Genomic DNA, 20,541 nt, shown 5'->3' with positions numbered 1-20,541 from the left:
GGTCCGTGAGACATCTGAGACACCTGCTCGTACTGCCCGACCGCGATGCCGCGGAGGAGGTGGCGCGGGCACTCGGCGAGCGGTTCGGCGTGGCCGAGGAACCACGGCTGGTACGGGACGCCCTGGCCGGCGAGGACGACGCCGAGGACGCCCAGTGGCTGGTCGTCGTGGAGGACCCCGAGGCCCGGATGGACGCCGAGGCCCTGGACGCGTTCGTGGCGGACTGGGGCGGCTGGCGGGAAACTCCGTAGCACCGGCCGCCCGTAGCACCGTCCGCACGGTGTCACCGGCCGCCCGGCGTCACCGGCCGTTCCGGCTGTCACCGGCCGTCCCGGCTGTCGGTGGCCCGTGCCATGCTGGACCACGATGGCCACCAGAAAGACTTCTTCCGACGACCCGCTCGCCCCGCTCACGCTCGCCGTGGGCCAGGAGGACCTGCTGCTCGACCGCGCCGTGCAGCAGGTGGTGGCGGCGGCCCGCGCCGCCGACGCCGACACGGACGTACGCGACCTCACCTCCGACCAGCTCCAGCCCGGCACCCTCGCCGAGCTGACCAGCCCGTCGCTCTTCGCCGAGCGCAAGGTCGTCGTCGTACGGAACGCGCAGGACCTCTCCGCCGACACGATCAAGGACGTCAAGGCGTATCTCGACGCCCCGGCCGAGGAGATCACGCTCGTCCTGCTGCACGCCGGAGGAGCCAAGGGCAAGGGCCTGCTGGACGCCGCGCGCAAGGCGGGGGCCCGTGAGGTCGCCTGCCCCAAGACGACCAAGCCCGCGGAGCGGCTCACCTTCGTACGTTCGGAGTTCCGCGCGCTGGGCCGCTCGGCCACGCCCGAGGCCTGCCAGGCGCTGGTCGACTCGATCGGCAGCGATCTGCGGGAGCTGGCGAGCGCCGTCTCCCAGCTCGCGGCGGATGTCGAGGGCACGATCGACGACGCGGTCGTCGGCCGCTACTACACAGGCCGCGCCGAGGCGTCCAGCTTCAATGTCGCCGACCGCGCCGTGGAGGGCAGGACCGCCGAGGCCCTGGAAGCGCTGCGCTGGTCGCTGTCGACCGGAGTGGCGCCCGTACTGATCACCAGCGCCCTCGCCCAGGGGGTCCGGGCGATCGGCAAGCTCTCCTCCGCGCGCGGCGGCCGGCCCGCCGATCTCGCGCGTGAGCTGGGGATGCCGCCGTGGAAGATCGACCGCGTGCGCCAGCAGATGCGCGGCTGGACCCCGGACGGGGTGGCGACGGCGCTGCGGGCGGTCGCCGATGCCGACGCGGGCGTCAAGGGCGGCGGTGACGACCCGGAGTACGCGCTGGAGAAGGCGGTCGTCGCGATCGCCCGCGCCGCCCGTTCGCACCGTTAGACCGCCCGCTCGAACCGTTGGGAAGGGCAGCCGGCAGGAAAGGCACGTACGAAGGGCGCGTACGGCGAAGGCCCCGGTGACCCGTCCTGGGGAGGACGGGACCGGGGCCCCGACGTCAAACCTGGTGAACTCGCACCCGCGTGGCGAACGCAGTCGCGTGCGAGCTCGGGGACGCCGGTCAGGAGCGGTAGAGAGGGCCCGCTGAGTCCCGTCCGGCGGTCAAATCAAGAGAGCACTCAGCCCTGGAGGGAGGCAACCTTGGCAGCCAGCGCCGACTTCTTGTTGGCGGCGGCGTTCTTGTGGATGACACCCTTCGAGGCGGCCTTGTCGAGCTTGCGGGACGCCTCACGAGCGGCCAGCGAGGCCTTTTCGACGTCGCCCGCGGCAGCGGCCTCACGGGCCTTGCGGATCGCGGTCTTGAGCGACGACTTGACAGCCTTGTTGCGCAGGCGTGCCTTCTCGTTGGTCTTGTTCCGCTTGATCTGGGACTTGATGTTCGCCACGAAAGAGCCTTTTCAGGTTCGGTGAATCTTGACTGAGCCGTCCCGCGCCGAGACGGCACGAGACACAGCTGTTCAGGCTACCAGTCACCCTCCGACCGGCCCAAACCGGGCGCAGTCCCGTACCCGTGGGACCATGGAGCCTACGTATCGATCCGAGTCGACCCGAGACGAGACGCCGCGCGTCTCAAGAATCAGGACCCTGCGTGCCCGCGACCCCTCTCCACGTGCCCGAGCCGAGCCGTACGGACCCGGCCCTGCTCCGCAACTTCTGCATCATCGCGCACATCGACCACGGCAAGTCGACGCTCGCCGACCGGATGCTCCAGCTGACCGGAGTGGTCGACCAGCGGCAGATGCGCGCCCAGTACCTCGACCGGATGGACATCGAGCGCGAGCGCGGTATCACGATCAAGTCCCAGGCGGTCCGGCTGCCCTGGGCTCCCCGTTCGGGTGAGGGCGAGGGCACGACGCATGTCCTCAACATGATCGACACGCCGGGCCACGTGGACTTCACCTACGAGGTGTCCCGTTCGCTCGCGGCCTGTGAGGGCACGATCCTCCTGGTGGACGCCGCCCAGGGCATCGAGGCGCAGACCCTCGCCAACCTCTATCTGGCGATGGAGAACGACCTCACCATCGTCCCGGTGCTCAACAAGATCGATCTGCCGGCCGCCCAGCCGGAGAAGTTCTCCGAGGAGCTGGCGAACCTCATCGGCTGCCGGCCGGAGGACGTGCTCAAGGTCTCGGCGAAGACCGGCGTCGGCGTGGACGCGCTGCTGGACCGTGTGGTCAAGGACGTCCCGCCGCCGGTCGGTGTCGCGGACGCGCCCGCCCGCGCGATGATCTTCGACTCCGTCTATGACTCCTACCGCGGTGTCGTCACGTACGTACGTGTCATCGACGGCCAGCTCAACAAGCGCGAGCGGATCCGGATGATGTCCACCGGCGCCACCCACGAGCTGCTGGAGATCGGGGTCTCCTCGCCGGAGATGACCCCGTCCGACGGCCTCGGCGTCGGCGAGGTGGGCTACCTCATCACCGGGGTGAAGGACGTACGGCAGTCCAAGGTCGGTGACACGATCACCACCCTCAACAAGGGGGCGACCGAGGCGCTCGGCGGCTACAAGGACCCCAAGCCGATGGTGTTCTCCGGCCTCTATCCGCTGGACGGCTCGGACTACCCCGAGCTGCGCGACGCCCTCGACAAGCTCCAGCTCAACGACGCGGCCCTGGTCTACGAGCCGGAGACCTCCGCGGCCCTCGGCTTCGGCTTCCGCGTCGGCTTCCTGGGGCTGCTGCACCTCGATGTGATCCGGGAGCGCCTGGAGCGCGAGTTCGGGCTCGATCTGATCGCCACCGCCCCCAACGTGGTCTACCGCGTGCTGATGGAGGACGGCAAGGAGCACACGGTCACCAACCCGAGCGAGTTCCCCGAGGGGAAGATCGACTCGGTGCACGAGCCGGTCGTACGGGCCACGATCCTCGCCCCGAGCGAGTTCATCGGCTCGATCATGGAGCTGTGCCAGGCCCGTCGCGGCACCCTGCTCGGCATGGACTACCTCTCCGAGGACCGGGTCGAGATCCGCTACACGCTGCCGCTCGCCGAGATCGTCTTCGACTTCTTCGACCAGCTGAAGTCCAAGACCCGGGGCTACGCCTCGCTCGACTACGAGCCCACCGGCGAGCAGACCGCCCATCTCGTCAAGGTCGACATCCTGCTGCACGGCGACAAGGTGGACGCCTTCTCCGCCATCACCCACCGGGACCAGGCGTACGCGTACGGTGTCCGGCTGGTCGCCAAGCTGCGCGAGCTGATCCCGCGGCAGGCCTTCGAGGTGCCCATCCAGGCGGCCATCGGCTCCCGGGTCATCGCCCGGGAGACGATCCGCGCGATCCGCAAGGACGTCCTCGCCAAGTGCTACGGCGGCGACATCTCCCGGAAGCGCAAGCTGCTGGAGAAGCAGAAGGAGGGCAAGAAGCGGATGAAGATGGTCGGCAGCGTGGAGGTCCCGCAGGAGGCCTTCATCGCGGTGCTCTCCAGCGACGAGTCCGGTGGCAAGGCGAAGAAGTAGCGGCACGGCGTGATCCATGGACATGTGCGCAGACATGGGCATGATCACGGACAGGACGGGTCCCGCGCTGTGGCGCAGGGGCCCGTTCGCGTTGTCCGTGCCCCCTGGGGCGGGTTCGTTATGAAGCGGCGCCTCGCTGCCCCTTACGTACCGGGCGGGTGGCCTCTAGTCTGATCACCCAGCCTAGTTACTCGTCGGTTAGTTACTCGCCAGTCACACAATCAGGTCAGTCAGGCAGCGCTGCGCGGGCCCGGAGGATGTCGTGAGCGACACACAGAACTTGATCGAGAACCGGCCGCCCTCCGTGGCGACCCTCTTCATTGAGCGCGTGAGCGCCACGCCGGACGCGGAGGCCTACCGCTTCCCCGTACCCTCGCCGGCCGGCCAGGGCCCCGACGCGTGGCGCTCGCTGAGCTGGAGCGAGGCGGCCGAGCGGGTGTACGCCATCGCCGCCGGCCTGATCACGCTGGGCGTACTGCCGGAGGAGCGTGTCGCGCTCGCCTCGTCGACCCGCGTCGAGTGGATCCTCGCCGACCTCGGAGTGATGTGCGCGGGCGCCGCGACCACCACGGTCTACCCCTCGACCAACACCGAGGAGTCCGCGTACATCCTGGCCGACTCCGAGAGCCGGGTACTGATCGCCGAGGACGCCGCCCAGCTCGCCAAGGCGCGCGAGCGCCGCTCCGGGCTGCCGCATCTCAGCCATGTCGTCGTGATCGACACCGCCGACGCGCTGCCCGCCGAGGGCGACCCGGAGGGCTGGGTGCTCTCGCTGGCCGATCTGGAGGCGCGCGGCACGGAGTATCTGGTCACGCACCCGGAAGCCGTCAAGGAGCGCGTCGCGGCCATCACGGCGACCCAGCTCGCCACGCTCATCTACACCTCGGGCACCACCGGCCGGCCCAAGGGTGTACGGCTGCCCCACGACAACTGGTCGTACATGGCCAAGGCCACCGCGGGCACCGGACTGATCACCAAGGACGACGTCCAGTACCTGTGGCTGCCGCTCGCCCATGTCTTCGGCAAGGTGCTGACCTCCGGACAGATCGAGGTCGGTCATGTCACCGCCGTGGACGGGCGTGTTGACAAGATCATCGAGAATCTGCCGGTGGTCCAGCCGACCTATATGGCGGCCGTGCCACGGATCTTCGAGAAGGTCTACAACGGGGTCGCGGCCAAGGCACGGGCCGGCGGCGCCGCCAAGTACAGGATCTTCCAGTGGGCGGCCGGGGTCGCCCGCGAGTACGCCAAGGTCTCCCAGGACAACTTCCGGCGTACGGGCACGGCCTCCGTACCGTTCGCCCTCGGCGCCAAGCACAAGGCCGCGGACGCGCTCGTCTACGCCAAGCTGCGCGAGGCGTTCGGCGGCCGGCTGCGCGCCGCGGTCTCCGGCTCGGCCGCGCTCGCGCCCGACATCGGCTACTTCTTCTCCGGCGCCGGGATCCACGTCCTGGAGGGCTACGGACTGACGGAGTCCAGCGCCGCCAGCTTCGTCAACCCGGGCGAGGCGTACCGCACCGGTACGGTCGGCAAGCCGCTGCCCGGCACCGAGGTACGGATCGCCGACGACGGCGAGATCCTGCTGCGCGGCCCGGGGATCATGGCCGGATACCACGGGCTGCCGGAGAAGACGGCGGAGGTACTGGAGCCCGACGGCTGGTTCCACACCGGCGATATCGGCGAGCTGTCCCCCGACGGCTATCTGCGGATCACCGACCGCAAGAAGGACCTGATCAAGACGTCGGGCGGCAAGTACATCGCCCCCGCCGAGGTCGAGGGCCAGTTCAAGGCGGTGTGCCCGTTCGTCTCCAACATCCTGGTGCACGGCGCGGACCGTAACTTCTGTACGGCGCTGATCGCGCTCGACGAGCCGGCCATCCTCGGCTGGGCCGCCGAGAACGGCCTGGCGGGCAGGTCGTACGCCGAGGTGGTCGCGTCCCCGGCGGCCGAGCGGCTCATCGCGGGCTATGTGAAGCGGCTCAACGAGGGCCTCCAGCGCTGGCAGACCATCAAGAAGTTCCGGCTGCTGCCCCGCGATCTGGACATCGAGCACGGCGAGCTGACGCCGAGCCTCAAGCTCAAGAGGCCGGTGGTGGAGCGGACGTACAAGGATCTGATCGAGGAGATGTACGAGGGCTCGCGGGAGTCCTGAACGGACGGGCGCGGCCGTCTACTGGCCCCGGCCGCGCCGCAGTTCGTCCAGCGTCTCCGCTATTCGGGCCAGCTGCTTCCCCACCGAGTCGAGGCCGGCCGGTGCGCCCCCGCGCAACTCGTCCTCGATCGAGGCCAGCCGGTCCGTGATCTCCCCCAGATGTTCCTGCTCGCGGGCCAGCAGCCGTTCCAACTGGCGGTTCTTGCGGTGCAGATCGAGAAAGACACTGACCTTGGCACGGAGCATCCACGGGTCGAAGGGCTTGGTCAGGAAGTCCGCCGCGCCCGCGGCGTAGCCCCGGAAGGCATAACCGCTGGCGGACTCCGGTCCGTTCAGGAAGATGATCGGGATGTCCTTGGCCCGGTCCAGCCGCTTGATCCGGCCGGCGGTCTCGAAACCGTCCATGCCGGGCATCCGGACATCCAGCAGAATCAGCGCGAACGGCTCCCGCAGCAGCGCCCGCACCGCCTCCTCGCCCGAACGGGCCCGTACGAGCGGCTCGTCCAGCGAGGCGAGGACCGCTTCCAGTGCGACGAGATTGTCCTCCAGATCATCGACGAGAAGGATGCTCGCGCGGTCCGTGGTGACTGTTGTCCTGCTCATCCCGCTCCCCTTGTCCGACCCCCGCGTTCGGGCCAGGGAGGCAAGAATGCTCTGTGCGAAGCGTTTTGGCACGTCCTTCGGGTGGTTTGGCCCCGTGTCGCCACCGCACCGGCCGCGCTCCCCGCCGTACCACCGCATATCCGGCGGGTGTGCTTCCGGTTCATGGTCAAATCTTCCCCACTTCCATGACTCGGCGCATATGAGCGGGCTCCGTCTGTCACTCTGTCGGGGATCGTAAGCGGCACAACGCCAGAACCGGATCAGGAGCCGCAGTGGGGCGCATTCCGATCCCGCGCGAGACCCTTCATCTCCCGGCACCCCAGGTGCCGTTACGGAGGGACACGCGGTCGACATCACGTACCAGCCTGCCGGGCAACCCGCTCGCCCCGTCCGCCGCACGCCGCTTCACCCGCGCGGCGCTGGCGGACTGGACGAGCCTCGGGCTGCTCGCCACCTGTACTTTCTGCCAGGGGGACGAGGGCTGTTCGCCGGGGGAGCACAGCACCGATCTGCTCGCGGACGACGCGGTGCTGATCGTCGACGAACTCGTCACCAACGCGGTGGTGCACGCGGGCACCACCGTCGAGCTGCTCTGCCGGCTCGAAGACCCCGGCGAGGACGCGTCCGGGACCCCGGAAGGGGAGGGCGGGGAGCCCGCCGCCGTGGTTCTCGAAGTCTCCGACCACCACCCCGCGCGTGCCATACAGAGCGACGCGACGGGGCAGGCGCCGGCCGGCACCCCCGAGTACGGCCGCGGGCTGCAACTGGTCGCCGCGCTCGCCGAACGCTGGGGCATCACCTATCGCTCCGGGCTCAAGACCGTCTGGGCCCGCCTCCCGCTCGAAGGACGGGACCCGGGACGGGACCAGGGGACCGAGCCCGCCCTGCGGCGCGGGCTGCGCGCCGCCGAGATCCTCGCGCCGGCGACACGCCGTACGGTGCGTGACGACCCCGAGTGGACCGGCCGGGGCGCCCTCTCGTTCCTGGCCGAGGCGTCCGAACTGCTCGCCGGGCAGCTGGACGAGGATCTCGTCGCGGCGCTCGCCGGTCAGCTCCTGGTGCCACGGCTCGCGGAGTGGTGCGCGGTCTGGCTGGACGGCGAGGGCGGACAGCACGGCGCGGCGCCCCGGCTGGCGCGGGTCTGGCACGAGGACGAGGCGAGGATCGAGCCGCTGCGCCGGATCCTGGAGAAGGAGCCGCCACGGTTACCGGTCTCGCCGAGGGGCGGTCCGGTGCGGATGCCCTGGCCGGGCGAGGGGGCGGGCACGGGGTCCGGCTCCGGCCCGGTCTCCGGTCCCGACTCCGGCTCAGGGGCGGACTCAGGGGGCGCGTCCGGGGCGGCGCTCGCCTGCCGGCTGGTCGCGAACGGGCGCGCGCTCGGCACGCTGCTGCTCGGCAGACCGGGACAGGGCCCGGTCCCCGACGAAGTGACCGCGCTCATCGAGGACTTCGCGCGCCGCGTCGCCCTCGCGATCGGAGCGGCCCGCCGCTACACCCGTCAGGTCACCATCAGCCGGGTCCTGCAGCGCGGACTGCTGCCCAGCCAGGTGGCGCGCATCCCGGGCATCGCCAGCTCGCTGGTGTACGAGCCGAGCGACGACGGGCTGGCGGGCGGCGACTTCTACGACGTCTTCCCGTGCCCGCCGGGCGACCGCTGGTGCTTCATGCTCGGCGACGTCCAGGGCAGCGGTCCCGAGGCCGCCGTCGTCACCGGCCTGGCCCGCCCCTGGCTGCGGCTGCTCGCCCGCGAGGGCTATCGCGTCGGCGCGGTCCTCGACCGGCTGAACCGGCTGCTTCTGGACAACGCGACGGAGGCGGCCGAGTCCGCGCCCCTGATGGTCGCGGCGTCTGCCACGTCCGCGGCGTCGGGCGTGTCCTCCCCGTCCGCGACCCCGTCGCCACCGTCCGAGAGCGGCCAGCCCCGCTTCCTGTCCCTGCTGTACGGCGAGCTGATGCCGCTGCCGGGCGCGGGCGGCGCCGTACGGTGCACCCTCGCCAGCGCCGGCCATCCGCTGCCGCTGCTCCTGCGGCCGGACGGGACGGTACGCCCGGCGGCGGAGCCGCAGCTGCTGCTCGGGGTCGTCGAGCAGGTCGCGTTCGAGAGCAGCACGTTCGACCTGGAGCCCGGCGACACGCTGCTCTGCGTCACCGACGGCGTCACGGAGCGCCGCTCCGGCCGTCGGATGCTCGACGACGGCGACGGCCTCGCGCGGGCCCTGGCGGGGTGCGTGGGGCTGACGGCGCAGGGCGTCGCGGAGCGGATACGGCAGGTGGTGCACGGCTTCGACGAGACGCCGCCGGAGGACGACGTGGCGCTGCTGGTGCTCCAGGCGACCTGAGCCGCCCGGACCGGGTGGACCGGACCGGCACCCGGCCCGGTCCACCCGTCGCGTACGGGACACTGGGGGCATGCCTTCCGCACTGCCCGACGGTGACCCCATGCCCGAGACCGGCGCGCTGCCCCCGCACGCCCTCGCGGGCGCGGCGGACCGGCCGCTCGGCTTCTACCTGCACGTCCCGTACTGCGCGACCCGCTGCGGCTACTGCGACTTCAACACGTACACGGCGACCGAGCTGCGCGGCTCGGGCGGTGTCCTGGCCTCCCGTGACAACTACGCGGAGACCCTCGCCGACGAGGTCCGGCTGGCCAGGAAGGTGCTGGGCGACGACCCGAGGCAGGTCCGTACGGTGTTCGTCGGCGGCGGTACGCCGACGCTGCTCGCGGCGGCCGATCTCGTGCGGATGCTCGCGGTGATCCGCGACGAGTTCGGGCTCGCGGACGACGCCGAGATCACCACCGAGGCGAATCCGGAGTCCGTGGACCCGGCGTATCTGGCGGCCCTGCGGGAAGGCGGCTTCAACCGGATCTCCTTCGGGATGCAGAGCGCGAAGCAGCACGTACTGAAGGTCCTGGACCGTACGCACACCCCCGGGCGGCCCGAGGCGTGCGTCGCGGAGGCCCGCGCGGCGGGCTTCGAGCATGTGAACCTCGATCTGATCTACGGCACGCCGGGGGAGACCGACGACGACTGGCGCGAATCGCTCGCGGCGGCGGTGGGGGCGGGGCCGGACCATGTCTCCGCGTACGCCCTGATCGTGGAGGAGGGCACCCAGCTGGCCCGGCGCATCCGGCGTGGCGAGGTCCCGATGACGGACGACGACGAGCACGCGGACCGGTATCTGATCGCGGACGAGGTGCTGGCGGCGGCGGGCTTCTCCTGGTACGAGGTGTCCAACTGGGCGACCTCAGAGGCGGCCCGCTGTCTGCACAACGAGTTGTACTGGCGCGGCGCGGACTGGTGGGGCGCGGGTCCGGGGGCGCACAGCCACGTGGGGGGCGTGCGCTGGTGGAACGTGAAGCACCCGGGCGCGTACGCGGCGGCGCTGGCGTCGGGACGGTCGCCGGGCGCGGGACGGGAGATCCTGACGGCGGAGGACCGCCGGGTGGAGCGCATCCTGCTGGAGCTGCGGCTCTCCGGCGGCTGCGACCTGTCACTGCTGGCGCCGGCGGGTCTGACGGCCTCCCGCCGAGCCCTGGCCGACGGCCTGCTCCGGCAGCGGCCGTACGACGAGGGGCGCGCGGTGCTGACGCTGCGGGGGCGGCTGCTGGCGGACGCGGTGGTCAGGGACCTGGTGGACTGATCCGGCCGTGCGCCTCCCGCCTCCCGGCTGGGGGTCGTGGGTCCGGGGTGCGTTTCGGCTCGAGCCGGTGGTCGGGTGCGGGTTGTTGCCGGGGTGCGCTCCGGGGCTCGCGCCCGGGACGGCATGATTTACGGCGCGCAGCTGCCCAAGGTCTGGACACTGGCGGTCGCGCGCCACAAATCACGCTTTAGTGTCCCGGACACGACCCCTGCGCGCCCCCCTTTACCGCCCGCACAGGCGGCCCGGGTCGTGCGCGGGGGCGAGCGGGCCCGCCGGGGGGAGGGGGTCGGGGTCGGAGGAGGTGCGTGTCCGGACGTAAAGCGTCGCAGCTCGCGCGAAGCGCGGTGACCACGCGACGGAGTCGCACATCGATCGCAGCGCAGTCCGGACACGGACCTCCGGAGGCCCCGGCCCCCGGCACCAGCGACGGCCCGCCCCCGTCCCGCCGGACGGCGCACCGCGCACCGCACTCACGACCCCCCGCCGGACGGCGCACCGCACCGCAACCGTCAGACGTCGCCGCCAGCGGTCACAAAGTCGATCAGCTCCTCCACCCGGCCCAGCAGCGACGGCTCCAGGTCCCGGTACGTGCGGACCCGCGAGAGGATGTGCTGCCACGCCGCGCCCGTGTTCTCCGGCCAGCCCAGCGCGCGGCACACCCCCGTCTTCCAGTCCTCGCCCCTCGGCACCGCCGGCCACGCCGCGATCCCCACCGACGACGGCTTCACCGCCTCCCAGACGTCGATGTACGGGTGGCCCACCACCAGGACGTCCGCGCCGGTCACCGCGGACGCGATGCGGGACTCCTTCGTGCCCGGTACCAGGTGGTCGACCAGGACGCCCAGCCGCGCGTCCGGGGCCGGGGCGAAGTCGGTGACGATGGCGGGGAGGTCGTCGATGCCGCCCAGGTACTCCACGACCACGCCCTCGACGCGCAGATCGTCGCCCCACACCTTCTCGACCAGCTCCGCGTCGTGCCGGCCCTCCACGTAGATACGGCCCGCCCTGGCCACGCGCGCGCGGACCCCGGGGACCGCGACCGAGCCGGAGGCGGTGCGGGACGGGCGGGAGGGGCCCGCCGTCGACGGGCGGACCAGGGTGACCGGGCGGCCCTCCAGGAGGAAGCCGGCGGGCAGCAGCGGGAAGACCCGGTGCTTGCCGAAGCGGTCCTCCAGGGTGACCGTCGGGCCCTCCGCGGTCTTCTCGCACCGGATCACTGCCCCGCAGAAGCCCGTTGACACCTCCTCGACCACCAGATCGGGCTCGGCGGGAACCTCGGGCGCGGGCGTGGACTTCTTCCACGGGGGCGTCAGATCAGGGCTGTAGCTGCGCATTCGCCAGACGATAGGCCGGGACGCGGCGCGGCGGCTACAGACCCCCGGAACGCGCGGCCAGCGCGTCGCGCTGCGCCCGTACGAACGCCGCGTCCACCACCGCGCCGTGCCCCGGCACATACCGCGCGTCCTCGCCGCCGAGCGCCAGCAGCCGGTCCAGGGCCGCCGGCCAGCGCGCGGGGACCGCGTCGGGGCCCGCCTGGGGCTCGCCGGACTCCTCCACCAGATCGCCGCAGAAGACCACCGCGGGGGAGCCCGGCACCAGCATCGCGAGATCGTGGGCGGTGTGACCGGGCCCGGCGTTCGCGAGCAGGACCCGGAGGCCGCCCAGGTCCAGCGTCATCTCCCCGGACACCGCGTGCCGGGGCGCCACCAGGAGGTCCACCGCCTCGGCGGCCTCCGCGGCGGCGACCCCGTGGCGTACGGCGTCCTCGTACAGGCCCGCCCCGTCCCTCGTGAGCAGCTCCGCCATGCCCACGGCCCCGTACACCTCCGCCCCCGCGAACGCGGCCGTGCCCAGCACATGGTCGAAGTGCGGGTGGCTCAGCGCGATATGGGTCACGCGCCGGCCGCCGAGCAGCGACCGCGTCCGGGCCCGGATGCCGGCGCCCTCGCGGAGCGTGGAGCCCGTGTCGTAGAGCAGCGCCGCGTCGGTGCCGACGGCCAGTCCGGTCGTCGCGTCCCACCCCGGCAGCCGGAGCCGCCCCACCCCCGGGGCCAGTCGTTCCCACCCGGACTCTTCCCAAGGGATGTTCATACCGGGACGCTACGGGACGCTGTCGGCAACGACCATCGCGATCGCGGGGTAGCGTGGTCGGCTGCCCTTGCTAGCGGTGTACCCCACGGCCGTACACTGGCTGGGGGAGTGCTGGCACTCCTCCAGAGCGAGTGCCAAGGCCGGAACGACGGACGAGAGCTGGAGGTGTGCGCGATGCTCAGCGAACGCAGGCTGGAGGTGCTGCGCGCCATCGTCCAGGACTATGTCGGGACGGAGGAGCCCGTCGGCTCCAAGGCGCTCACCGAGCGGCACAAGCTCGGTGTCTCCCCGGCGACCGTACGCAACGACATGGCGGTGCTGGAGGACGAGGGCTTCATCGCGCAGCCGCACACCAGCGCGGGCCGTATCCCGACGGACAAGGGGTACCGGCTCTTCGTCGACAAGCTGGCGGGGGTCAAACCCCTGTCCTCGCCGGAGCGCCGCGCCATCCAGAACTTCCTGGACGGAGCCGTCGACCTCGACGATGTCGTGGGCCGTACGGTACGGCTGCTGGCGCAGCTCACCCGGCAGGTCGCCGTCGTCCAGTACCCCTCGCTGACCCGCTCGACGGTGCGGCATGTGGAGCTGCTGGCGCTGGCGCCCGCGCGGCTGATGCTCGTCCTGATCACGGACACCGGACGGGTCGAGCAGCGCATGATCGACTGTTCCGCGCCCTTCGGCGAGACCTCGCTCGCGGACCTGAGGGCCCGGCTCAACAGCCGGGTGGTCGGGCGCCGCTTCGCGGATGTCCCGCAGTTGGTGCAGGACCTGCCCGATTCCTTCGAGCAGGAGGACCGGGGGACCGTCACCACGGTGCTCGCGACCCTGCTCGAAACCCTGGTCGAGGAGACCGAGGAGCGGCTGATGATCGGCGGTACCGCCAACATCACCCGCTTCGGACACGATTTCCCGTTGACCATCCGGCCGGTGCTGGAGGCGCTGGAGGAGCATGTGGTGCTCCTCAAGCTGCTCGGCGAGGCCAAGGACCCCGGCATGACCGTACGTATCGGGCACGAGAACGCCCATGAGGGCCTCAACTCCACGTCCGTCGTCGCGGTCGGCTACGGTTCGGGCGACGAGGCAGTCGCCAAACTCGGCGTGGTCGGACCGACCCGCATGGACTACCCCGGAACGATGGGAGCGGTACGCGCAGTGGCACGTTACGTCGGACAGATCCTGGCGGAGTCGTAAGTGGCCACGGACTACTACGCCGTACTCGGCGTACGCCGCGACGCATCTCAGGACGAGATCAAGAAGGCATTCCGCAGACTCGCGCGCGAGCTGCACCCGGATGTCAATCCCGATCCCAAGACGCAAGAGCGCTTCAAGGAGATCAACGCCGCCTACGAGGTGCTGTCGGACCCGCAGAAGAAACAGGTCTACGACCTCGGCGGTGACCCCCTCTCGCAGAGCGGCGGCGGGGGCGCGGGCGGGTTCGGAGCCGGTGGCTTCGGCAACTTCTCCGACATCATGGACGCGTTCTTCGGTACGGCGTCGCAGCGCGGCCCGCGGTCGCGGACGCGGCGCGGCCAGGACGCGATGATCCGGCTGGAGATCGACCTCAACGAGTCGGCCTTCGGCACCACCAAGGACATCCAGGTCGACACGGCCGTGGTCTGTACGACCTGTTCGGGCGAGGGCGCGGCGCCGGGCACGTCGGCGCAGACCTGTGACATGTGCCGTGGCCGGGGTGAGGTCTCGCAGGTCACCCGGTCCTTCCTGGGCCAGGTCATGACCTCGCGGCCGTGCCCGCAGTGCCAGGGCTTCGGTACGGTCGTGCCGACGCCGTGCCCCGAGTGCGCGGGCGACGGCCGGATCCGCTCGCGCCGTACGCTCACCGTCAAGATCCCGGCCGGGGTCGACAACGGCACGCGTATCCAGCTCGCGGGCGAGGGCGAGGTCGGCCCCGGCGGCGGCCCCGCGGGCGATCTGTATGTCGAGATCCACGAGCTGCCGCACGCGGTGTTCCAGCGGCGCGGCGACGATCTGCACTGCACGGTCACGATCCCGATGACCGCGGCCGCGCTGGGCACGAAGTGCCCGCTGGAGACGCTGGACGGCCTGGAGGAGATCGACGTACGTCCGGGCACGCAGTCCGGCCAGTCGATTCCGCTGCACGGCCGGGGCATCACGCATCTGCGGGGCGGCGGCCGGGGCGATCTGATCGTGCATGTCGAGGTGATGACCCCGTCGAAGCTGGACCCGGAGCAGGAGCGACTGCTGCGGGAGCTGGCGAAGCTGCGCGGCGAGGAACGGCCCACGGGCCAGTTCCAGCCCGGCCAGCAGGGGCTGTTCTCACGGCTGAAGGACGCCTTCAACGGTCGCTAGGCCGACAGGGTTTGACCGGTGGCCCGGGGATCGCTCCCCGGGCCATTGGCGTTGTCCCGCGGGCCCGGTGCCCGTGATCCGCCGCGCTTTCCTCTGTCACATGCCGGACGCGGCACCGATTCGGAGCTGTCATACAAGGCATGGCACGATGCCTGCATGTCCTCCGCACTGACCGATCTCTGCCGGTATCCGATCGTGCAGGCCCCCATGGCGGGCGGCGCCTCCTGCCCGCAGCTGGCCGCGGCCGTCTCCGAGGCCGGCGGTCTCGGGTTCCTCGCCGCCGGGTACAAAACGGCGGACGGCATGTACGAAGAGGTCAAACAGTTGCGCGGGCTGACCGCCCGCCCCTTCGGCATCAATCTCTTCATGCCGCAGCCCCGTTACGCCGACCGCGCGGCCGTCGAGGTCTACCGCAACCAGCTCGCCGGCGAGGCGACCTGGTACGAGACGCCGCTCGGCGACCCCGACGCGGGGCGGGACGACGGCTACGAGGCGAAGCTGGCGATACTGCTCGACGATCCGGTGCCCGTCGTGTCGTTCACCTTCGGCTGCCCGACCAGGACGACGCTCGACGCCTTCGCCCAGGCCGGGACGTACACCGTGGTCACGGTGACCACCCCCGAGGAGGCCCAGACCGCGCAGTGGTCCGGCGCCGACGCCATCTGCGTCCAGGGCATCGAGGCCGGCGGCCACCAGGGCACGCACCGCGACGATCCGGCCACCGACGGCCAGGGGATCGGGCTGCTCTCGCTGGTGACCCAGGTCAGGGAGACCGTACAGCTGCCGATCATCGCCGCCGGCGGGCTGATGCGCGGGGGCCAGATCGCCGGGGTGCTCGCGGCGGGCGCGGACGCGGCGCAGCTCGGTACGGCGTTCCTGGTGTGCCCGGAGTCCGGCGCGAACGCGCTGCACAAGCAGGCCATGACCAATCCGCTGTTCGTACGGACCGAGCTGACCCGGGCGTTCTCCGGGCGCCCGGCGCGCGGCCTCGTGAACCGCTTCATGCGCGAGCACGGCCGGTACGCCCCGCCCGCCTATCCCGAAATCCACCACCTCACCTCCGGGCTGCGCAAGGCCGCCGCCAAGGTGGGCGACGCGCAGGGCATGGCGCTCTGGGCGGGACAGGGCCACCGCATGGCCCGCGATCTGCCGGCCGGACAGCTGGTCGAGGTGCTGAACGGTGAACTCGAAGCGACCCGCGCCTCGTTGATGCCGGGTCTGGGCAACGCCTCGTGACCGCCCCTGTCTTCCTCGTCCAGGACGGCGGACTGCGGGTCGGTACGGTCACGCTGGACGGCCCCGAGGGGCGGCACGCGGTCTCCGTACGGCGGCTGCGCGTCGGCGAGGAGATCGTCCTGACGGACGGCGCGGGCACCGGCGCGTACGGGACGGTCGCGGCGGTCGAGGGCAAGGACCGGCTGGACGTCGCCGTCACCGAGGTACGGACCGAACCGGAACCCGTGCCCCGGATCACCGTCGTCCAGGCGCTGCCCAAGGGCGACCGCGGGGAACTGGCCGTCGAGACGATGACCGAGACCGGTGTCGACGCGATCGTGCCGTGGCAGGCCGCGCGCTGCATCACGCAGTGGAAGGGCGAGCGGGGCGCCAAGGCGCTCGCCAAGTGGCGGGCCACCGCCCGCGAGGCGGGCAAGCAGTCGCGCAGGCTCCGCTTCCCCGAGGTCACGGACGCGCTGTCGGCCGGACAGGTCGCCGCGCTGCTCGCGGACGCGGACTTCGCCGCCGTACTGCACGAGGAGGGGAGCGAGCCGCTGGCCACCGCGCCGCTGCCGGCGGAGGGCCGGATCGTGCTCGTCGTCGGGCCCGAAGGGGGCGTGTCCCCGCAGGAGTTGACGGCTTTCGCGGAGGCGGGCGCGCGGCCGTACCGGCTGGGCCGCAGCGTACTGCGCACCTCCACCGCGGGCACGGCGGCCACGGCGCTCCTGCTCGGCCGCACCGGCCGCTGGTCCTGACGGTCGCCGGTCGACGGTCGCCGGTGCGGGGGGCGTTCCGACGGCCGCGGGCCCCGACCGCACCGGATAGCATGCGACGTACTCAACTGATCACCAGTGGTGCCGAGGAGGCCCGGATCATGGCGGGAGAACCACAGGCCGACTGCCTGTTCTGCAAGATCGTCTCGGGGGACGTGCCGGCCACCGTCGTCCGCGAGACCGAGACCACCCTCGCCTTCCGTGACATCAACCCGCAGGCCCCGACCCATGTCCTGGTCATCCCGCGGGCGCACTACCGGGACGCGGGCACCCTCGCCGCGGCCGAGCCCGCCATCGCCGCCGATGTGCTGCGCGAGGCCGCCGCGGTCGCCGTCGCCGACGGGACCGACGGCAGCGGCTACCGGATCGTCTTCAACACGGGCGCGGGCGCGGGCCAGACCGTCTTCCACGCGCACGCCCATGTCCTGGGCGGACGCGGCTTCAACTGGCCTCCCGGGTAGGCGTCTTGTCCGTACGGGAACTGGTCGTGCTGGGCACCGCGAGCCAGGTGCCCACCCGCCATCGCAACCACAACGGCTATCTGCTGCGCTGGGACGGCGAGGGCCTGCTCTTCGATCCGGGCGAGGGAACCCAGCGCCAGATGCTGCGCGCCGGGGTCGCCGCGCACGACATCCACCGCATCTGTGTCACGCACTTCCACGGCGATCACTCGCTCGGGCTGGCCGGGGTCATCCAGCGCATCAATCTCGACCAGGTGCCGCACGAGATCACCGCGCACTACCCGGCGAGCGGGCAGCGCTTCTTCGAGCGGCTGCGGTACGCCACGGCCTACCGCGAGTCCGTGCAGCTGACCGAAGCGCCGGTCATCACGGACGGCGTGCTCGCGCGCACCCCCGCGTACACCCTGGAGGCGCGCAGGCTCTCCCACCCCGTCGAGTCGTTCGGTTACCGCCTCACCGAGCCCGACGGGCGGCGTATGGACCCGGCGCGGCTGGCCGCGCACGGCATCGCGGGCCCGGACGTCGGCCGCCTCCAGCGCGAGGGCGTGCTGAACGGTGTCACGCTGGAGGAGGTCAGCGAGACGCGCCGGGGACAGCGGTTCGCCTTCGTCATGGACACGCGGCTCTGCGACGGCGTGCACGCCCTGGCCGAGGGGTGCGATCTGCTGGTCATCGAGTCGACGTTCCTCGACGGGGACGAGCGGCTGGCCACCGACCACGGCCATCTCACCGCCGGCCAGGCGGCGCGGGCCGCGCGGGACGCGGGCGTGGGGCATCTGGTGCTCACGCACTTCTCGCAGCGCTACAGCGACCCGGACGAGTTCGAACGGCAGGCACGCGCGGCGGGCTTCGAGGGCGAACTGACGGTCGCCGCCGATCTCGTACGGGTACCGCTGCCCAAGCGTTCCCGCTGAGAGCCGCTCCGCCGCGGTCGGACCGGCCGCCCGAGCCCGGCCGATCGGGCAGACTGTCCGGATCAGCACGCGACCGGGAGCCCGCCGTGATCACAGCCAACGGAGACCCGCAGGAACACTCCGCTCATGTCGACCCGCTGCGCGCGGTGCGCGCTCCGGACGATCCGGACTGCGATGTGTATCTGACGGGCACGGTCTTCCTCGACATCATCTTCACCGGGCTGGACAGCGCACCCGTACGCGGCACGGAGTCCTGGGCGCGGGGGATGGGGTCGAGCCCCGGAGGGATCGCCAACATGGCCACCGCCCTGGCCCGCCTCGGTCTGCACACCTCGCTCGCGGCGGCCTTCGGCGACGACCACTACGGCGAATACTGCTGGGACGCGCTGGAGCAGGGCGAGGGCATCGATCTGTCCCGGTCACGCACGGTCCCCGGCTGGCACTCGCCGGTCACCGTCTCCATGGCGTACGACGACGAGCGCACGATGGTCTCGCACGGCCACGAGGCCCCGCCGCCCGAAGGGGCCCTGCCCGAGTGCCCGCCGCGCGCCCGCGCCGCCGTGGCGGCGCTCACCCCCGGCCGCCGCGACGAGTGGATCGCCCGCGCCGCCCGCCATGGAGCGCGGATCTTCGCCGATGTCGGCTGGGACGAGACCGGCCGCTGGGATCTGGCGGGGCTGGCCGATCTGGAGCACTGCGAGGCGTTCCTGCCCAACGCCGAGGAGGCGATGCGCTACACCCGCACCGACTGCCCCAGGGCCGCCGCACGGGCGCTCGCCGAGCGGGTGCCGGTGGCCGTCGTCACGCTGGGCGGGGACGGCGCGTACGCGGTGGACGGCGCCACCGGCACGACCGCCGAGGTCCCGGCGATCGCGGTGGAGGCCCTCGACCCGACGGGCGCGGGCGATGTGTTCGTGGCCGGTTTCGTCACCGGCACGCTCGCCGGCTGGCCGCTCGCGGACCGGCTGGCCTTCGCGGGGCTGACCGCCGCGCTCTCGGTCCAGGAGTTCGGCGGCTCGCTCTCCGCGCCCGGCTGGTCGGAGGTCGCGACCTGGTGGCAGTACGTACGGACCTCCCCGGACCAGGACCCGGCGGCGCTGCGGCGCTACGCCTTCCTGGAGGAGCTGCTGCCCGCGCCGAGCAGGCCGTGGCCGCTGCGCAGGGCCGTACCGACCATCGGCTTCGGCCGCTCGGGCTGAGCGGGCCGCGGGCCGAGCGGCCGGGCGGTAGCCGACGGCACCCGGCGGGCTGTGCCCGGCACCCGGCGGGCTTTGCCCACGGCACATCGAAAAGCCCTAGGGCCTTGTCAGTGCGGGGTCGTACGCTGGTAGCCCAGAGGTTGTCGAGCAGCGAGAACCCTGCAACGGGAGGTATGCGCAGGCCACAGTGCCGGCTCATGACTCAGACACCCACAGTCAAGACCCCCGCGTCGGGGCAGGCACGTGCCCAGTGGACCGTCCCCGCCAAGCACCCCATGGTGACGGTCCTGGGATCCGGAGACACCCTCCTGCGTGCGATCGAGAAGGCGTTCCCGGCAGCGGACATCCATGTCCGGGGAAACGAGATCAGTGCGACCGGCAGCGCGGCGGATGTCGCGATGGTCCAGCGCCTGTTCGACGAAATGATGCTGGTGCTCCGCACCGGTCAGCCGATGACGGAGGACGCAGTGGAACGTTCGATCGCCATGCTCAGGGCGAGCGAGAACGGCGGAGCGGACGGTCCCGAGACGCCCGCCGAGGTGCTCACGCAGAACATCCTGTCCAGCCGCGGCCGGACGATCCGCCCCAAGACCCTCAACCAGAAGCGGTATGTCGACGCGATCGACAAGCACACGGTCGTCTTCGGCATCGGCCCCGCCGGTACGGGCAAGACCTATCTCGCCATGGCCAAGGCGGTCCAGGCCCTGCAGTCCAAGCAGGTCACGCGGATCATCCTGACCAGGCCCGCCGTCGAGGCGGGCGAGCGGCTCGGCTTCCTGCCCGGCACGCTCTACGAGAAGATCGACCCGTATCTGCGGCCGCTCTACGACGCGCTGCACGACATGCTCGACCCCGACTCGATCCCCCGTCTGATGGCGGCGGGCACGATCGAGGTGGCGCCGCTGGCGTATATGCGCGGCCGTACGCTCAATGACGCGTTCATCATCCTCGACGAGGCGCAGAACACCAGCCCCGAGCAGATGAAGATGTTCCTGACGAGGCTCGGCTTCGATTCGAAGATCGTCATCACCGGCGACGTCACCCAGGTCGACCTGCCGGGGGGCACGAAGAGCGGTCTGCGCCAGGTCCAGGACATCCTGGAGGGCGTCGAGGATGTGCACTTCTCCCGTCTCACGTCGCAGGATGTTGTCCGGCACAAGCTCGTCGGCCGTATCGTCGACGCGTACGAGCAGTACGAACAGAACGACAGCCGCGGTTGACGACAGCCACGGCCG

Annotated in this window: 18 protein-coding genes; 14 read left to right on the top strand and 4 right to left on the bottom strand. The window is 71.6% G+C overall.

Features of this window, described 5'->3' with window-relative positions; all coding sequences use genetic code 11:
• Positions 1-23 precede the first annotated feature (23 nt).
• Positions 24-251: a hypothetical protein gene (locus ACFRKB_RS12660; protein ID WP_383105674.1), complete on the top strand. Its 228-nt coding sequence runs from the start codon at positions 24-26 to the stop codon at positions 249-251.
• Positions 252-366: 115 nt separating this feature from the next.
• Positions 367-1,353, top strand: a complete 987-nt coding sequence (gene holA, locus ACFRKB_RS12655) for a DNA polymerase III subunit delta (RefSeq protein ID WP_383105605.1) — start codon at positions 367-369, stop codon at positions 1,351-1,353.
• A 236-nt stretch (positions 1,354-1,589) separates the two neighbouring features.
• Here holA and rpsT read toward each other — a convergent pair whose 3' ends face one another.
• Positions 1,590-1,856 carry a 30S ribosomal protein S20 gene (gene rpsT / locus ACFRKB_RS12650; protein ID WP_030352331.1) on the bottom strand — a complete coding sequence of 89 codons (267 nt, stop codon included), beginning with the start codon at positions 1,854-1,856 and terminating at the stop codon, positions 1,590-1,592.
• A 203-nt stretch (positions 1,857-2,059) separates the two neighbouring features.
• Between rpsT and lepA the strand changes: the two genes are divergently transcribed.
• Together lepA and ACFRKB_RS12640 are read left to right on the top strand one after the other, a co-directional pair.
• Positions 2,060-3,928, top strand: coding sequence for a translation elongation factor 4 (lepA, locus tag ACFRKB_RS12645; RefSeq protein WP_383105604.1), 1,869 nt, complete (start codon positions 2,060-2,062; stop codon positions 3,926-3,928).
• A gap of 262 nt (positions 3,929-4,190) precedes the next feature.
• Complete coding sequence (locus tag ACFRKB_RS12640; protein ID WP_383105603.1) at positions 4,191-6,080, top strand: AMP-dependent synthetase/ligase; 1,890 nt, start codon at positions 4,191-4,193, stop codon at positions 6,078-6,080.
• An 18-nt stretch (positions 6,081-6,098) separates the two neighbouring features.
• Here ACFRKB_RS12640 and ACFRKB_RS12635 read toward each other — a convergent pair whose 3' ends face one another.
• Complete coding sequence (locus ACFRKB_RS12635; RefSeq protein ID WP_383105602.1) at positions 6,099-6,683, bottom strand: response regulator; 585 nt, start codon at positions 6,681-6,683, stop codon at positions 6,099-6,101.
• 272 nt (positions 6,684-6,955) lie between these two features.
• Between ACFRKB_RS12635 and ACFRKB_RS12630 the strand changes: the two genes are divergently transcribed.
• Both ACFRKB_RS12630 and hemW read left to right on the top strand, forming a co-directional pair.
• Positions 6,956-9,022, top strand: coding sequence for a SpoIIE family protein phosphatase (locus ACFRKB_RS12630; protein ID WP_383105600.1), 2,067 nt, complete (start codon positions 6,956-6,958; stop codon positions 9,020-9,022).
• 70 nt (positions 9,023-9,092) lie between these two features.
• The gene (gene hemW, locus ACFRKB_RS12625; RefSeq protein ID WP_383105599.1) at positions 9,093-10,325 is read left to right on the top strand and encodes a radical SAM family heme chaperone HemW; all 1,233 of its coding nucleotides are present in this window, start codon (positions 9,093-9,095) and stop codon (positions 10,323-10,325) included.
• A 509-nt stretch (positions 10,326-10,834) separates the two neighbouring features.
• Here the strand turns inward: hemW and ACFRKB_RS12620 are convergent.
• Both ACFRKB_RS12620 and ACFRKB_RS12615 read right to left on the bottom strand, forming a co-directional pair.
• Positions 10,835-11,659, bottom strand: a complete 825-nt coding sequence (locus tag ACFRKB_RS12620) for a DUF3097 domain-containing protein (protein WP_383105598.1) — start codon at positions 11,657-11,659, stop codon at positions 10,835-10,837.
• A gap of 34 nt (positions 11,660-11,693) precedes the next feature.
• Positions 11,694-12,416 (bottom strand): MBL fold metallo-hydrolase, encoded by a 723-nt coding sequence (locus ACFRKB_RS12615; RefSeq protein ID WP_383105596.1) that lies wholly within the window; start codon positions 12,414-12,416, stop codon positions 11,694-11,696.
• A 174-nt stretch (positions 12,417-12,590) separates the two neighbouring features.
• Between ACFRKB_RS12615 and hrcA the strand changes: the two genes are divergently transcribed.
• From hrcA to ACFRKB_RS12575, 8 genes are all read left to right on the top strand, one after another.
• A complete protein-coding gene (gene hrcA / locus ACFRKB_RS12610) occupies positions 12,591-13,607 on the top strand; it encodes a heat-inducible transcriptional repressor HrcA (protein WP_030354200.1) in 1,017 nt (338 codons plus the stop codon).
• On the top strand, positions 13,608-14,744 hold the full coding sequence (dnaJ, locus tag ACFRKB_RS12605) for a molecular chaperone DnaJ (RefSeq protein WP_365745297.1): 1,137 nt from the start codon (positions 13,608-13,610) through the stop codon (positions 14,742-14,744).
• Positions 14,745-14,900: 156 nt separating this feature from the next.
• Complete coding sequence (locus tag ACFRKB_RS12600; protein WP_383105595.1) at positions 14,901-15,980, top strand: nitronate monooxygenase; 1,080 nt, start codon at positions 14,901-14,903, stop codon at positions 15,978-15,980.
• Positions 15,977-16,714 carry a 16S rRNA (uracil(1498)-N(3))-methyltransferase gene (locus ACFRKB_RS12595; RefSeq protein WP_383105594.1) on the top strand — a complete coding sequence of 246 codons (738 nt, stop codon included), beginning with the start codon at positions 15,977-15,979 and terminating at the stop codon, positions 16,712-16,714. The genes ACFRKB_RS12600 and ACFRKB_RS12595 overlap by 4 nt, the downstream gene beginning before the upstream one ends.
• A 119-nt stretch (positions 16,715-16,833) precedes the next feature.
• Complete coding sequence (locus tag ACFRKB_RS12590) at positions 16,834-17,193, top strand: histidine triad nucleotide-binding protein (RefSeq protein WP_383105673.1); 360 nt, start codon at positions 16,834-16,836, stop codon at positions 17,191-17,193.
• Between the two features lie 5 nt (positions 17,194-17,198).
• Positions 17,199-18,107, top strand: a complete 909-nt coding sequence (locus ACFRKB_RS12585; protein ID WP_383105592.1) for a ribonuclease Z — start codon at positions 17,199-17,201, stop codon at positions 18,105-18,107.
• Positions 18,108-18,193: 86 nt separating this feature from the next.
• A complete protein-coding gene (locus tag ACFRKB_RS12580) occupies positions 18,194-19,306 on the top strand; it encodes a carbohydrate kinase family protein (RefSeq protein WP_383105591.1) in 1,113 nt (370 codons plus the stop codon).
• 197 nt (positions 19,307-19,503) lie between these two features.
• Positions 19,504-20,526: a PhoH family protein gene (locus ACFRKB_RS12575; RefSeq protein WP_383105590.1), complete on the top strand. Its 1,023-nt coding sequence runs from the start codon at positions 19,504-19,506 to the stop codon at positions 20,524-20,526.
• Positions 20,527-20,541: the final 15 nt, after the last annotated feature.

Origin of the sequence: Streptomyces scopuliridis (assembly GCF_042790125.1) — a bacterium.
Lineage (GTDB): Bacteria > Actinomycetota > Actinomycetes > Streptomycetales > Streptomycetaceae > Streptomyces > Streptomyces scopuliridis_A.
The sequence above is the reverse complement of the archived record's forward strand: the minus strand, read 5'-3'. Positions and strand labels throughout refer to the sequence as shown.

Bases quoted from the DNA above. Each gene is read 5' to 3' on its own strand.
- ACFRKB_RS12590 (WP_383105673.1), top strand. From the start codon at position 16,834: ATGGCGGGAGAACCACAGGCCGACTGCCTGTTCTGCAAGATCGTCTCG.
- ACFRKB_RS12600 (WP_383105595.1), top strand. From the start codon at position 14,901: ATGTCCTCCGCACTGACCGATCTCTGCCGGTATCCGATCGTGCAGGCC.
- ACFRKB_RS12575 (WP_383105590.1), top strand. From the start codon at position 19,504: ATGACTCAGACACCCACAGTCAAGACCCCCGCGTCGGGGCAGGCACGT.
- hemW (WP_383105599.1), top strand. From the start codon at position 9,093: ATGCCTTCCGCACTGCCCGACGGTGACCCCATGCCCGAGACCGGCGCG.
- ACFRKB_RS12620 (WP_383105598.1), bottom strand. From the start codon at position 11,659: ATGCGCAGCTACAGCCCTGATCTGACGCCCCCGTGGAAGAAGTCCACG.
- ACFRKB_RS12635 (WP_383105602.1), bottom strand. From the start codon at position 6,683: ATGAGCAGGACAACAGTCACCACGGACCGCGCGAGCATCCTTCTCGTC.
- ACFRKB_RS12615 (WP_383105596.1), bottom strand. From the start codon at position 12,416: ATGAACATCCCTTGGGAAGAGTCCGGGTGGGAACGACTGGCCCCGGGG.
- holA (WP_383105605.1), top strand. From the start codon at position 367: ATGGCCACCAGAAAGACTTCTTCCGACGACCCGCTCGCCCCGCTCACG.
- hrcA (WP_030354200.1), top strand. From the start codon at position 12,591: ATGCTCAGCGAACGCAGGCTGGAGGTGCTGCGCGCCATCGTCCAGGAC.